Consider the following 13,554-nt stretch of genomic DNA (forward strand, 5'->3'; position numbering starts at 1 on the left):
ATTATAAAGAGAAAAAATGCCTATATTAAAAGAAAAATTGAAAGATATTTTAGATTTGATAGTTTTTAAGCATTCTATTTTTGCCCTACCTTTTTTATTTACTTCAATGATTGTGGCTTCTGTTATTTTAAATGATAGTACTTGGTTTGGTTTTAAGGCTTTATTTTTGGGTATTATTTGTGCAGTGAGTGCAAGAAATTTTGCAATGGCGATTAATCGTTTGATGGATGAGGATATTGACAAAAATAACCCAAGATGTGCAAATAGACCTAATATCGATGGACGTATAGGTAAAACTAGTATTTTACTTTTTATTGTTTTAAATGCTATTATTTTTGTTTTGGCAAGCTATTTTATTAATAAATTAGCCTTTGCTCTTTCTTTGCCGGTATTGTTTATTTTAGCTATTTATTCAGCTTTTAAAAGATTTTCATCCTTAGCACATTTAGTATTAGGATTTTGCTTAGGGCTTGCTCCTATTGCAGGTAGCATTGTAGTTTTGGGAAGTATTGAAATTTATAGTGTGATTTTGTGTTTGGGTGTTACTTTTTGGACAGCTGGTTTTGATTTGCTTTATGCTTTGCAAGATATGGAATATGATAAAAAAACAGGCTTGTACTCTATACCTGCTAAATTTGGGCTTGAGGCAACCTTATTTATCTCAGCGTTTTGTCATGTTTTAGCAGTACTTTTTTGGCTTTTATTTGTTTGGGTGGCTCCAACGGGAAATATTGCCTTTTTAGGGGTGATAATTAGTGCGATTATTTTATTTTTTGAGCACCGCATAGTTAGAAAGAATTTTGCAAAAATCGATAAAGCATTTTTTACTTTAAATGGGTATTTAAGTATAGTGTTTTTTATATTTATTTGGGTTGATCTTTTATGGAGATAAATTTTTTTAAAAGTTCGTTAGAGCTTGAGTTTGAAGAGAGTAAAGAAAGATATGAAGAGTTTTTGCAAGAATATCTTTCAAGCAATAATTATGTCAATTTAAGCAAATGGAAAAAGCTTGCCTCAAGAGTGGAATTTAGTGAGGGTGAGCAAATTATTTTTGATTTGCTTATGGATTTAAAGCAAGAATTGTATTTGATAAAAAATGATATCAATAAAACAAAATTATTTACAGATTTAAAATATAAAGCCTTTGTGATAGGTGTAAATTTTGCACACATTCAATTTAAAGATAAGTGTTTGACTCAAGATGAGGAATATTATGCAAGATTTGAGTTAAATGGTCAAAAAATTAGTATTTTTTTTAAAGCTTTAAGTGAAAATGAGGCAAAAATCACACAAATAAAAGCAGAAGATGAGCTTGTGTATGATAATTTTGTAGCAAATATGCAAAGAGCGATGATTAAGATTTTAAAGGAGCAAGAAAATGGGTAGTGATTTATTATTGTGGCTTGTGGTAGCTTTATTAATTTTTGCTATGTTTGCTTATATGATGATAAAAGAAAAAGAAAGTATTGCTAAGATTAACGAGCTTGGTAAGATGATAGAAGATTTAAATAAGCAATATCATTATTTAAAAAAAGAAAGTTTAGATGAACAAGAGCAAGAAAAAGAGGAAATAGATACTGAAGCCATTAAAGAAGAGCTAAAAGAAGAACTTTTGCAGATATTAGAACAAAAAATTAATCAAAATATCATTCCTATTTTAAGTGCTTTAAAAGAAGTAGAAGAGGTGATTGAAGAATTTCAAAGTGAGCAAAAAAATCGTTTATTAAATTTAGAACAAAAAACCCAAAGTATTACAAAATTAAGCCCAAGCTATGATAATGAAGAACAAAAGGTAATAGAGCTTTTTAATCAAAAAAAATCTATAGAACAAATCGCAAAGGATTTGCGTATAGGCATGGGCAGAGTTGAGCTTATTTTGAAATTTAATAAATTATTATAAAGGCCTTTGATGTTGGTAGATAGTTATGGAAGAGTGATAGATTATTTAAGAATTTCAGTAACACAAAGATGTAATTTTCGTTGCCTTTATTGTATGCCAAAAACTCCATTTGAATGGAGTGCTAAGGAAAACCTTTTATCTTTTGAAGAACTTTTCATGTTTGTTAAAGTTTGCATTGATGAAGGGATTAAGAAAATTCGTATTACAGGCGGTGAGCCTTTAGTAAGAAAAGATTTGCATAAATTTATTGCTATGATTAGTGAGTATAAGCAGGATATAGACTTAGCACTTACTACTAATGCTTCTTTGTTAAAACAACAAGCAAAAGATTTAAGACAGGCAGGTTTAAAAAGAATTAATATCTCTTTAGATACCTTAAAAGAAGAAGTGGCTTTTAAGTTAGCCCAAAAAAATATACTTAAAGATGTATTAAATGGTATTAATGAGGCTTTAGAATTAGGCTTTAATATTAAATTTAACACCGTAGCTCTTAAAGGGATTAATGATAGTGAATTTATCGATCTTTTAGAATTTGCCAAAGCACGCAAAAGCCAAATTCGCTTTATAGAATTTATGGAAAATTATCATGCTTATGGGGATTTAAAAGGCTTAAAATCAGCAGAAATTTTAAATATTATTGCTCAAAAATATTCTTTTAAAGAAGGACAAAAAACCCCTAACGCGCCTGCGACTATTTATGAGCTTGAAGATGGGTATGAGTTTGGCATTATTGATCCACATAGCCATGATTTTTGTGATAGTTGTAACCGTATAAGACTTTCAGCTGAAGGGCTTTTAATACCTTGTTTATATTATGATGAAGCTTTAAGCATTAAAAAGGCTATACGTAATAAAGACATAGCAGGTGCTTGTGAGGTTTTAAAAACCGTGATAAAAAATAAATCAGAAAAAAATAGATGGGCAGAAAATGAAGCCAATCAAAGTTCTACAAGAGCCTTTTATCAAACAGGTGGATAATGGAAGTTGTTGAAACTTTTTTAAGCTTGCAAGGTGAGGGAAAATATAGCGGAAATTTGGCTGTTTTTGTTAGATTTGCCGGGTGCAATTTTAATTGTATTGGCTTTGGGGTGAAAAAAGAACAAAACTCTAAAATACTTTTAGGGTGTGATACCATTAGAGCGGTTTTTACCAAAGAATTTAAAACTTGTTATAAAACATATACTTCAGTAAAGCTTTTTGATGAGGTTTTAAAACTAGCAAATTCACATAAAGCTATGGTTGTTATTACAGGTGGTGAGCCTTTATTAAATTATCAAAATAAAGATTTTTTGTGTTTTATTAATTTGCTTTTAGAAAATGATTTTAAAGTGCATTTTGAAACCAATGCAAGTATTGAAATTGATTTTGAAAAATATCCTTTGTATAAAAAATGTTATTTTGCTTTGGGTGTAAAGCTTAGTAATAGTGGGGTTAAAAAAGAAAAAAGGATTAATGAAAAAGCTTTGAAAGCTTTTAAATGTTATGCTAAAGATAGTTTTTATAAATTTGTTTTGGATAAGGATTTTTTACAAGAAAATAAAGCCTTAGGCGAAATTAATGAAATTTTACAAGTTTGTAAAAATGATGTTTTTTGTATGCCTATGGGGTCAAATGAAGAAGAAATTTCCAAAAACGCCTTAAGTGTTGCTGAATTTTGTATAAAAAATGGATATAATTACTCCGATAGATTGCATATTAGAATTTGGGGAGATAAAGAAGGCGTATGATTATTAGAAAAATATTTGAATTTGAAAATGCTCATATTGTTAGATTTTGTAGCTCCAAGCGATGTAAAACAAGCATACATGGCCACTCTTATAAGGTAGAAATTTTACTTGAGAGTAAATACCTTGATAATGCGGGAATGGTATATGATTTTGGTTTGTTAAAAGATGAAATAAAACAAATTATTGATAGTTTTGACCATGCTATTACGCTTTTTAAAGATGATGATAAAGTTTATTTAGAAGATATGAAAAAACACTCACAAAGATGGGTAAGTTTACCTGTGAATGTAAGTGCAGAAAATTTTGTACGCATATTTTTTGTACTGATAGATACTTTGCTTTTAAAGACTAAGATGGTCAATGGCGAGCAAGGTGTTAGTTTAAAAAGTATTATTGTGCATGAAACAAGAACAGGCTATGCACAAGGTTTTAGAGAAGATGCTTATAGTGAGTTTTTACCAAAGATAAATTTGGCAGATATTGAATTTTCACAAGCTATAAGCGATGAATGGAAAGATAAAGATTTTTTTAAAAAACTTCAAGATGCAAATTTTGTTTTTATTAATCAAAAGGAGGTGTAATGAAAAAGATTTTATTGATTGTATTATTATTGTTTTTTATTGCTTGCTCAAGTCAAGAAGATACAAACGTAAAAAAAGAGGTGCAGACTGAGCAAGTTCAAATTGAGCAAAGTGATTCTAATGTGATTATAGATGATGATACGCTTCCTATACCTGTAGATGATGATATCAAAGATGAAAATAACACACAAGGACAGTGATGGATCAAAGTTATGAGTTTTTTTTAGCATTGCATGTATATAGTTTATACGCAAATGGCTTTTTAATGTTGTTTTATTTGTATTTAACTCAAAGTAGTTTTTCGCAAGAGTTTATTTTTATAAAAAGAATTCGCCTATTTTTGCCAATTTATTATTTATTTTTAGCAATTACACTTTTTACAGGAAGTTTGCTTTGGGCTTTAAAGCATTTTGAGCTAAATTTATACATGCTTTCTATGTGGTTTTGTTGGATTTTTATCTTTGCCTTGGCTATTTATCAATTTGTTTTATTTAAAAAAGCAAGATTGTTCAAACGTTATGCTAAATTTAGATTTTTAAGCTTTTTTATTTTGTGTTTAGGTATATTCTTACTTTTTGTGCCTTATTTGCTTCAAAGGTTTTATTTTTAATGCGATTTTTGTATCACCCACAAAGCGGTGCTTTAAATTTAGAGTTAGAAAATGAAGCTTTCTTGCATTTAAAAGCTAGAAGAATTAAAGTAGGCGATAAAATCATATTAAAAAATTTAAAAGATTTTTTTGCTTATACTTATGAATGCATAGAGTTTTCTAGACGCTCATGTGTATTAAATTTACTTGATAAAAAAGAAGAAAAACAAGAATTAAAAACGCATTTACACCTAGCTTTAGCGGTGATTGATCCAAAGATTATAGAAAAAACCTTACCTTTTTTAAATGAACTTGGAGTAGCTAAGCTTTCTTTTGTGTATATGGATTATTCACAAAAGAATTTTAAATTAGATTTTAAAAGAATGGAAAAGATTCTTATAGAATCATCCCAGCAATGCGGTCGTGCCTCTTTAATGGAGCTTGAAAGCTTTGATGATTTTAAAAAATTTCAGCAAGCTTATGAAAATATTGTTTTAATAGACTTTGAAGGTGAAGATTTGATGAGATTTGAACCTAGTAAACATGTATTTTTAATTGGAGCTGAAGGTGGATTTTCGCAAAAAGAAAGAGAGGAGAATGTAAAAAAAGCAAAATTACAGGCTGGTTTTATACTTAAAGCGCAAACAGCTTTAATAGGGGTTGCTTCAAAATTCATAATTTAAAAACATGCTTAAATTTAGCTATTTTTTATATAAAAATTTATATAATTACGCCTTAATGTTTTGAAAAAGGATAAACAATGAAAAAAGAAATTCACCCAGAATATGTAGAATGCAAAGTTAATTGTGCTTGTGGAAATTCTTTTACTACTAAGTCAAATAAACCAGAAATTAAAGTTGATATTTGCTCAAGTTGCCATCCATTTTTTACGGGTAGTGAAAAAATCGTAGATGCTGCGGGTCGTGTAGAGAAATTTAAGAAAAAATACGCAATGCAATAATGTTATATTTTATTCCTACGCCCATAGGAAATTTAAACGATATTTCTTTTCATTCTTTAGAAATTTTACAAAAATGCAAACTCTTTTTATGCGAAGATACGAGAGTTTGCAAATCCTTAGTTCATCTCCTTAATGAAAAATTTAATTTAGAAATAAAACCTGATAAATATCTAGCCTTACATACCCATAATGAAAAAGATTTTTTAGCAAAAATAGATGATGATTTTTTTAAACAAGATATTGCATATTTGAGTGATGCGGGTATGCCAGGTATTAGCGATCCGGGGCAATTTTTAATTGAATATGCCATTAAAAATAATATTGATTATGAAGTCTTGGCAGGGTCAAATGCTGCTTTACTTGCATTAGTTTCAAGTGCATTTTGTAAAAAAGAATTTATTTTTATGGGTTTTTTGGCTAATAAAAATCCTCAAAGACAAAAAGATATTGAAAATTTAATGCTTAATCCTTATCCTAGTATAGTCTATGAAGCACCTACTAGAATACTTAATTTAGTAGAAGAAATTAGTAAAATTGATCCTTTAAGAGAAATTTTTATCATAAAAGAAGCAACAAAAAAATTTGAAGCCAAATTTAGAGCAAATGCCTTAGAAGCTTTAGAAAAATTAAAAACAATGAACTTGCGTGGTGAATGGTGTGTAGTCGTAAGTGCTAAAGAAAAGCAATTTCACCAAAATACCTTGTGTGAGCAAGATATTCGTGAACTTGATTTGCCTTTAAAAACAAAGGCAAAGCTTCTTTCAAAAATCAATGCAAAATCTCCAAAAGAAAATTATCAAAAACTGCTTTTAAGTTGAATTTGGTTATTATTTAAAAATGATAGTTTATGGTAAGCAAGTGTTTTTTTATATCTTAGAAAAGCACAAAGAAAAAATTAAAGAAATTTATTTAGCAAAAGAATGTGAAAAAGCTGATTTTTCAAAAATAGCAAAGGCATCAAAAAAAATTAAAAAACTTGATTTTAAGGCCGCGCAAAGTTTAGCAAGAGGTGGAAATCATCAAGGTTTTTTAATGGAAATTGATGAGTTTGAATTTAGCTCTTTTGAGGGTTTAAAAGAAAAAGATTTTATAGTTATTTTATATAATATTAGCGATGTTGGAAATATAGGCGCTATCGTGCGTAGTGCTTATGCTTTGGGTGCTGATGGGATTATTTTGGTAGCTAAAAGCGTGGCTATGGATGGAGTTATTCGTGCAAGTAGTGGCGCGGCTTTAGATATGAAAATAGTTTTAAATGATGATATTTTAAGCATGATAAATGAATTAAAACAAAAAGGTTTTTATATCTATGCTAGCGCAAGCGGAGGTAGTGATATACATACTATCAAGGCCAAAAATAAAAAAGTTTTGATTATGGGAAGTGAGGGTTTTGGTATAGCACCAAAGGTGCTTAAAAAATGCGATGAATGTGTAGGGATAAAAATGCACAATGATTTTGATAGTTTAAATGTTAGTGCAGCATTTGCAATACTTTGCGATAGGATGAAAAATGGATAGTTGGAAAAAATTAGAAGATTTAAATTTATTAGAAGTTCAAAAAAGAACACAAATAGAAATAACTTGTCTTGAATATATTATTAAAAAAGATTTTAAGTCTTTATCTCGTTTTAATATAAATGGTTTTATCAAAATTTTACAAAGAGAATATGAGCTTGATTTTTCTAGCTTTTTAGAAGAATATCATGCCTATTTAGAAGAAAATGGTATTGAGAAAAAAAATCATGTGCATATTGCTCCTAGAATGAACTCATATACCAAAGAAAGCTCAAGTGTATGGTATATTGTAATTATAGTAGTAGTGCTTTTGATAGTGGCTTTAGCTTGGGGTGTTTCAAGATTTTTCCAAAGTTCCACACTAGATGAAAATACTACTAATGTGCTAAATCAAGAACAAATTATCTTAGAAGAAAAAGTTGATGAGAATGAAACTCCGGTTCTTAATTTTTTTGCTGATGAAACCACAGAAAATAATGAAACAAACACAAGTGCTATTTTAGAACCAATAGATGAGAGTAATAATACTATAGAAGAAACATTAGAGGGTAATACTAGTTTAAATATGTCCGAAGAAAATATGGTTTTGCTTAAAGAAAGTATTATAAAACCAAGTGCAGAACTTTGGCTTGGTATGGTGGATTTAAAAACTTTTAGAAAAAGTTCTTTGACTATTAAAAATGATTATATTTTATCTTTAGATAAAGATATGCTTATTACTACAGGTCATGCTGCTTTTAGTTTAAATGATGAGAATAATAATACTTTAGAGTTTAAAAATGGCGTGTCTAAGTTTTTAATGATTAAAGATGGTAAAATCAAACAAATTACAAAAGCTGAGTTTATAAAAGAAAATAGAGGAAAATTATGGTAAGGATTTTAATATTTTCCATTTTTTTTGCTCTTAATGCTTTTGCGCTAAGTGCTTTAGAAGTTGCTAAGCATATTGTTAATGATAATTCTAAAGATGCACAATTGGAACTTTTGTTTGCAAGAAATGATTATAAAGATGAGCGTGGAAATGTAGATATTTACACTATTTCTCAAATTTTAAAAACCAATTCTTTGGCAAATTTTATATTAAATGAACCAAAAACTTTAACTTTTAGTTTTAAAGCCCAAGCTGATTCTGTTTTGTTTTTTAAAACAATCAATGATACTTTAAATGAACTAGGTTATATTTATTTTATACCAACTGAATTAACTTTAAGGGAAAACTATATCACATATAAGTTAGCTGTAGATTCTCAGTACATGCTTGATCCAGGAGTTTTTTATAAGGCTTTGTTGGGTAGTTCTGTTTTTATTAAGGATATTTATAAAATTTCAGAGTTAAATTATGAATATGAGCTAGATTTTTCAAAAGCAAAACCTAAAGTCAATACTCAAATTCCATTAAATACTATTACTCAATTAAACAAACCTTTAAGAGAATATATTATTGATTTGCAAGGTGCAAAAAGTATGGAGCTTAGTGCGCACAATCTTGATTCTTGGTTTTGCAAAATTCAATTTTTAGATAAAAACTTGAATTTTATACAAGGTGTAGAAAATACACATAAGCAAAATGAAGTAAATGTAAATATACCATTGGGCGCAAAATATGCTATTATAGGAGATATGTTTAGCCTTGATAATATAAAAAGGGGTTTAAAAATTTACTTAAGACGCTAAAAAGGACGGACGATGTTTGAAGAAATTCATTTTAATACCATAGAAAGACTTCCAAATTATGTTTTTGCTGAAGTTAATGCGATTAAAATGGCAGCAAGAAGAGCAGGGGAGGATATAATAGATTTTTCTATGGGAAATCCTGATGGCAAAACTCCTCAGCATATTATAGACAAGCTTTGCGAAAGTGCAAATAAAGACAAAACTTCAGGGTATTCTGCTTCGAGTGGAATTTATAAACTAAGACTTGCAATTTGTAATTGGTATAAAAGAAAATATGATGTTGATTTAGATCCTGAAAGTGAAGTAGTTGCAACGATGGGCTCTAAAGAAGGCTTTGTAAATTTAGCAAGAGCTGTTATTAACCCAGGGGATGTAGCTATTGTGCCTACACCTGCTTATCCTATACATACTCAAGCTTTTATCATAGCAGGTGGTAATGTAGCAACTATGAATTTTGATTTTAATGAAAATTATGAATTAAACGAAAATACTTTTTTTGAAAATTTACAAAAAACACTGCATGAAAGTATTCCGCGTCCAAAATATGTAGTGGTAAATTTTCCGCATAATCCTACAACAGTTACAGTGGAAAAAAGTTTTTATGAGAGATTGGTTGCTATGGCAAAAAAAGAAAGATTTTATATTATTTCTGATATTGCTTATGCGGACTTAACTTTTGGCTCTTATAAAACTCCTTCGATTTTTGAAGTTGAAGGTGCTAAAGATGTAGCAGTAGAAACCTATACACTTTCAAAATCTTACAACATGGCAGGTTGGCGTGTAGGTTTTGTGGTAGGTAATAAACGCTTAATTGCGGCTTTGAAAAAGATCAAATCTTGGTTTGATTATGGTATGTATACGCCTATACAAGTTGCTGCTACTGTAGCTTTAGATGGAGATCAAACTTGTGTTGAAGAGATTAAGGCAACTTATGCAAAAAGATTGGAAGTCTTACTAGAATCATTTTACCAAGCAGGATGGGAATTAAAAAAACCTAATGCAAGTATGTTTGTTTGGGCAAAACTCCCTCAAAGCAAGGCTCATCTTGGTAGTATGGAATTTTCTAAGCAGCTTTTACAAAAAGCAAATGTAGCAGTAAGTCCTGGAGTTGGCTTTGGTGAAGCGGGTAATGAGTATGTTAGAATAGCTTTAATAGAAAATGAAAACCGTATTCGTCAAGCAGCAAGAAATATCAAAAAATACTTAAGAGAATAAAATGAAAATAGCGATTTTAGGCTATGGCACTGTAGGAAGTGCTGTTGTAGAAACTTTGTTAAAAAATCAAGATTTAATTAAAGCAAGATGTGATGAAGAAATTATTCCGGTAATTGCTTTAGCAAGAAGTGCAAAACCAAATGCATTGATTCCTGTGGTTAATGATATTGATGAGGTTTTAGAGTGTGAAGATATTGATGTATTTGTGGAGTTAATGGGTGGTATTGATTTACCTTTTGAAATAATTTCAAAAATTTTAAAAAGAAAAAAATCAGTAGTAACTGCTAATAAAGCTTTACTTGCTTATCATCGTTATGAGCTTGAAAAATTAGCACAAGATACAGCTTTTGGTTATGAGGCAAGTGTAGCGGGTGGAATTCCTATTATTAAAATTTTAAAAGAGGGTTTGAGTGCCAATAATATCGTTTCTATCAAAGGCATTTTAAATGGCACAAGTAATTATATTTTAAGCAAGATGGCAGAAGATAATGCCAAATTTCAAGAGGTATTAAAAAAAGCCCAAGATTTAGGATATGCTGAAGCTGATCCTACTTTTGATATAGAAGGATTTGATGCTGCGCACAAGCTTTTAATTTTAGCAAATATTGCTTATGGACTAAGAGTAAAACCTGAGGATATCTTGATTGAGGGTATTAGCAAGGTAAGCGATGAGGATATTTATTTCGCAAAGGAATTTGAGTACACCATAAAACATTTAGGTATTGCTAAAATAAAAGATGAAAAAATAGAATTAAGGGTTCATCCTGTTATGTTAAATAAAGATAAAATGTTAGCAAAAGTTGATGGGGTGATGAATGCTATCAGTATAGATGGGGATATTTTGGGCGAAAGTTTATACTATGGTCCAGGAGCAGGTGGTAAGGCAACTGCAAGTGCTGTTGTAGCAGATTTAATTGATATAGCAAGAAAAGAAAAAAATAGTGCTATTTTTGGATATTTAAACGATACTTCTTATAAGCTTTTAAATAAGGATGAAATTTATACAAGGTATTATCTAAGATTAAAGGTATTAGATAAAATAGGGGTTTTATCAAAAATTACACAATTAATGAGCGAACATCAAATTTCAATTGATACTTTTTTGCAAAAGCCAAAAAAAGAAAAGCAAGATTGTAGTACTTTATTTTTTATTACTCATCAAACTTATGAAAAAAATATACAAATTTTAACTCAAAAACTTAAAGAACAAGAATTTGTTGAAGATGATGTTTTTATGATGAGAATAGAAGATTAAATGGCTTTATCACAGTATCTTTTTGGTATAAAAGGTGAAGATATAGCATGTGAATATCTTAAAAATAAAGATTTTGAAATTTTAGAAAGAAATTTTCATTCTAAATTTGGAGAAATTGATATTATTGCTAAAAAAGATAAAATTTTACATTTTATTGAAGTTAAAAGTACACAAGGAAATTATGAAGTAGCCTATAGACTAGATGGCAAAAAATTTAACAAAATTATTAAAACCATAGAGTATTACTTTATGAAACACAAAAGTAATGAAAATTTTCAATTAGATTTACTTTGCGTGTATAAAGATGATATAAAACTTTTAGAAAACATTAGTTATTAAGAGAATGTTTATTTTAATCTAATAAAATCTTAAAAAATTAAAGGAGATAACATGGGAAAATATATTGATTTAACTGCAGAAAATTTTGCACAAGCAAAAGAAGGCGTAGCTTTAGTAGATTTTTGGGCTCCATGGTGCGGACCTTGTAGAATGCTTGCACCGGTAATTGATGAGCTTGCAAACGATTTTGATGGCAAGGCTAAAATTTGCAAAGTAAATACAGAAGAGCAAGGTGATTTAGCTGCGCAATTTGGTGTAAGATCTATTCCAACTATCTTTTTCTTTAAAGATGGTGAAGTGGTTGATCAATTGGTTGGTGCTCAATCAAAACAAGTTTTAGCAGATAAACTAAACTCACTTTTATAATCTCAAGCCACTTTTAGTGGCTTTTCTTCATATTTTTTACTATTTAATAATTTTTATTATTTATAATTAAAGAAAAATTTGTATAATATCTCTGAAATAAATCACAAGGAAAACAATGATGTTAGATTTAGCTATTATAGGCGGTGGCCCTGCTGGTTTAAGTGCGGGATTATATGCTACTAGAGGCGGATTAAAAAATGTTGTAATGTTTGAAAAAGGTACACCAGGTGGGCAAATAACTTCAAGTTCAGAAATTGAAAATTATCCTGGAGTTGCACAAGTTTTAGATGGAATTTCTTTTATGGCTCCATGGAATGAGCAATGTATGCGTTTTGGTTTAAAACATGAAATGATAGGTGTAGAACAAATTAGCAAAAATACTGATGGTAGTTTTAATATTAAATTAGAAAATGGTAAAGTCGAACAAGCAAAGGCTGTTATTGTTTGTACAGGTTCTACTCCACGTCGTGCAGGTTTTAAAGGCGAGGATGAATTTTTTGGCAAAGGTGTAAGTACTTGTGCAACTTGCGATGGATTTTTTTATAAAAATAAAGAAGTAGCTGTTTTAGGTGGAGGAGATACAGCCTTAGAAGAGGCATTGTATCTAGCTAATATTTGCTCAAAAGTATATTTAATCCATAGAAGAGATGAGTTTAGAGCAGCGCCTTCAACGGTAGAAAAAGTAAGAAATAATGATAAAATAGAATTAATCACAAATGCAGTAGTTGATGAGGTTTGTGGTGATAATATGGGTGTTAATAAGGTAAAAATAGCATTTAATGATGGATCTAAAAGAGATCTTGATGTGCCTGGAATTTTTACCTTTGTTGGATTGAACGTGAGAAATGAAATCTTAAAACAAGAAAATGGTGAGTTTTTATGTGCTATGGAAGAAGGTGGTCAAGTGGGTGTTGATCTTAAAATGCAAACTAATATAGCAGGGTTGTTTGCAGCAGGTGATTTAAGAAAAGATGCTCCAAAACAAGTAATATGTGCAGCAGGCGATGGAGCAGTCGCAGCACTTAGTGCTTTAGCATATATTGAAAACTTGCATTAATCTTCACATAAATTTCACAAAAATTAATTAAGATTCTCCTATAAAAAATCAAGGAGAATCTAAAATGAAAAAAATACTAATTCTAAGTACAACTTTAGCACTAATGGCTAGTGCAAATATTACACAACAAAATACTAATTCATATCAACAAAATATGCCTCATATGCCTCAGCATAATCCTTATGCGCAAAATTATTATGGGCTTTCTAAACCTATTATGGATAAAATTCAAAGTTCTTTTCCTGGAGCTTTTATTGTAGATGTGGATTGGGAAGAATTTGGTTATGAAATTAAACTAAGTAATAATATGGAAATGTTTTTTGATAGAAATGGAAATTTTTTAGGGCAAAAATGGGATGATTAATTAAAAGCGTT

Annotated in this window: 20 protein-coding genes; all 20 read left to right on the top strand. The window is 29.5% G+C overall.

Going from position 1 to position 13,554, the window contains the following annotated elements:
- Nucleotides 1-16 precede the first annotated feature (16 nt).
- The 20 genes from mqnP (at nucleotide 17) to L8U41_RS01645 (ending at nucleotide 13,543) form a co-directional block, all read left to right on the top strand.
- Entirely contained in the window at nucleotides 17-892 is an 876-nt protein-coding gene (mqnP, locus tag L8U41_RS01550) for a menaquinone biosynthesis prenyltransferase MqnP (RefSeq protein ID WP_263727628.1), read from the top strand.
- Nucleotides 883-1,386 (top strand): hypothetical protein, encoded by a 504-nt coding sequence (locus tag L8U41_RS01555; RefSeq protein ID WP_263702296.1) that lies wholly within the window; start codon nucleotides 883-885, stop codon nucleotides 1,384-1,386. The genes mqnP and L8U41_RS01555 overlap by 10 nt, the downstream gene beginning before the upstream one ends.
- Nucleotides 1,379-1,900 carry a hypothetical protein gene (locus L8U41_RS01560; RefSeq protein WP_263679519.1) on the top strand — a complete coding sequence of 174 codons (522 nt, stop codon included), beginning with the start codon at nucleotides 1,379-1,381 and terminating at the stop codon, nucleotides 1,898-1,900. Before L8U41_RS01555 ends, L8U41_RS01560 begins: the two co-directional genes overlap by 8 nt.
- 9 nt (nucleotides 1,901-1,909) lie before the next feature.
- Nucleotides 1,910-2,878, top strand: a complete 969-nt coding sequence (gene moaA / locus L8U41_RS01565) for a GTP 3',8-cyclase MoaA (RefSeq protein ID WP_263702297.1) — start codon at nucleotides 1,910-1,912, stop codon at nucleotides 2,876-2,878.
- A complete protein-coding gene (locus L8U41_RS01570; protein WP_263727629.1) occupies nucleotides 2,878-3,627 on the top strand; it encodes a 7-carboxy-7-deazaguanine synthase QueE in 750 nt (249 codons plus the stop codon). Before moaA ends, L8U41_RS01570 begins: the two co-directional genes overlap by 1 nt.
- Nucleotides 3,624-4,208 carry a 6-pyruvoyl trahydropterin synthase family protein gene (locus tag L8U41_RS01575; RefSeq protein ID WP_263682478.1) on the top strand — a complete coding sequence of 195 codons (585 nt, stop codon included), beginning with the start codon at nucleotides 3,624-3,626 and terminating at the stop codon, nucleotides 4,206-4,208. The genes L8U41_RS01570 and L8U41_RS01575 overlap by 4 nt, the downstream gene beginning before the upstream one ends.
- A complete protein-coding gene (locus L8U41_RS01580) occupies nucleotides 4,208-4,408 on the top strand; it encodes a cytochrome C (RefSeq protein WP_263682477.1) in 201 nt (66 codons plus the stop codon). Before L8U41_RS01575 ends, L8U41_RS01580 begins: the two co-directional genes overlap by 1 nt.
- Complete coding sequence (locus tag L8U41_RS01585; protein ID WP_263679516.1) at nucleotides 4,408-4,818, top strand: hypothetical protein; 411 nt, start codon at nucleotides 4,408-4,410, stop codon at nucleotides 4,816-4,818. Before L8U41_RS01580 ends, L8U41_RS01585 begins: the two co-directional genes overlap by 1 nt.
- Nucleotides 4,818-5,480 (top strand): 16S rRNA (uracil(1498)-N(3))-methyltransferase, encoded by a 663-nt coding sequence (locus tag L8U41_RS01590; protein WP_263682476.1) that lies wholly within the window; start codon nucleotides 4,818-4,820, stop codon nucleotides 5,478-5,480. The genes L8U41_RS01585 and L8U41_RS01590 overlap by 1 nt, the downstream gene beginning before the upstream one ends.
- A gap of 77 nt (nucleotides 5,481-5,557) precedes the next feature.
- Complete coding sequence (gene rpmE, locus L8U41_RS01595; protein ID WP_263682475.1) at nucleotides 5,558-5,758, top strand: 50S ribosomal protein L31; 201 nt, start codon at nucleotides 5,558-5,560, stop codon at nucleotides 5,756-5,758.
- On the top strand, nucleotides 5,758-6,576 hold the full coding sequence (rsmI, locus tag L8U41_RS01600; protein ID WP_263727630.1) for a 16S rRNA (cytidine(1402)-2'-O)-methyltransferase: 819 nt from the start codon (nucleotides 5,758-5,760) through the stop codon (nucleotides 6,574-6,576). Before rpmE ends, rsmI begins: the two co-directional genes overlap by 1 nt.
- A gap of 19 nt (nucleotides 6,577-6,595) precedes the next feature.
- Complete coding sequence (gene rlmB, locus L8U41_RS01605; RefSeq protein ID WP_263727631.1) at nucleotides 6,596-7,276, top strand: 23S rRNA (guanosine(2251)-2'-O)-methyltransferase RlmB; 681 nt, start codon at nucleotides 6,596-6,598, stop codon at nucleotides 7,274-7,276.
- Nucleotides 7,269-8,147, top strand: a complete 879-nt coding sequence (locus L8U41_RS01610; protein ID WP_263727632.1) for a hypothetical protein — start codon at nucleotides 7,269-7,271, stop codon at nucleotides 8,145-8,147. The genes rlmB and L8U41_RS01610 overlap by 8 nt, the downstream gene beginning before the upstream one ends.
- Nucleotides 8,141-8,947 (top strand): hypothetical protein, encoded by an 807-nt coding sequence (locus L8U41_RS01615; RefSeq protein WP_263663884.1) that lies wholly within the window; start codon nucleotides 8,141-8,143, stop codon nucleotides 8,945-8,947. The genes L8U41_RS01610 and L8U41_RS01615 overlap by 7 nt, the downstream gene beginning before the upstream one ends.
- A gap of 12 nt (nucleotides 8,948-8,959) precedes the next feature.
- On the top strand, nucleotides 8,960-10,162 hold the full coding sequence (locus tag L8U41_RS01620; protein ID WP_263663885.1) for an LL-diaminopimelate aminotransferase: 1,203 nt from the start codon (nucleotides 8,960-8,962) through the stop codon (nucleotides 10,160-10,162).
- A gap of 1 nt (nucleotide 10,163) precedes the next feature.
- Nucleotides 10,164-11,417, top strand: coding sequence for a homoserine dehydrogenase (locus L8U41_RS01625; protein WP_263727633.1), 1,254 nt, complete (start codon nucleotides 10,164-10,166; stop codon nucleotides 11,415-11,417).
- On the top strand, nucleotides 11,418-11,756 hold the full coding sequence (locus tag L8U41_RS01630; RefSeq protein WP_220555475.1) for a YraN family protein: 339 nt from the start codon (nucleotides 11,418-11,420) through the stop codon (nucleotides 11,754-11,756). It begins immediately after the preceding gene.
- A gap of 51 nt (nucleotides 11,757-11,807) precedes the next feature.
- A complete protein-coding gene (gene trxA / locus L8U41_RS01635; protein WP_012662110.1) occupies nucleotides 11,808-12,122 on the top strand; it encodes a thioredoxin in 315 nt (104 codons plus the stop codon).
- Between the two features lie 118 nt (nucleotides 12,123-12,240).
- Nucleotides 12,241-13,179, top strand: coding sequence for a thioredoxin-disulfide reductase (gene trxB / locus L8U41_RS01640; RefSeq protein ID WP_263663941.1), 939 nt, complete (start codon nucleotides 12,241-12,243; stop codon nucleotides 13,177-13,179).
- Nucleotides 13,180-13,243: 64 nt separating this feature from the next.
- Nucleotides 13,244-13,543, top strand: coding sequence for a PepSY-like domain-containing protein (locus L8U41_RS01645; protein WP_070255351.1), 300 nt, complete (start codon nucleotides 13,244-13,246; stop codon nucleotides 13,541-13,543).
- Nucleotides 13,544-13,554 lie beyond the last annotated feature (11 nt).

This window comes from Campylobacter sp. RKI_CA19_01116 (genome assembly GCF_025771405.1).
Taxonomy (GTDB): Bacteria; Campylobacterota; Campylobacteria; order Campylobacterales; family Campylobacteraceae; genus Campylobacter_D.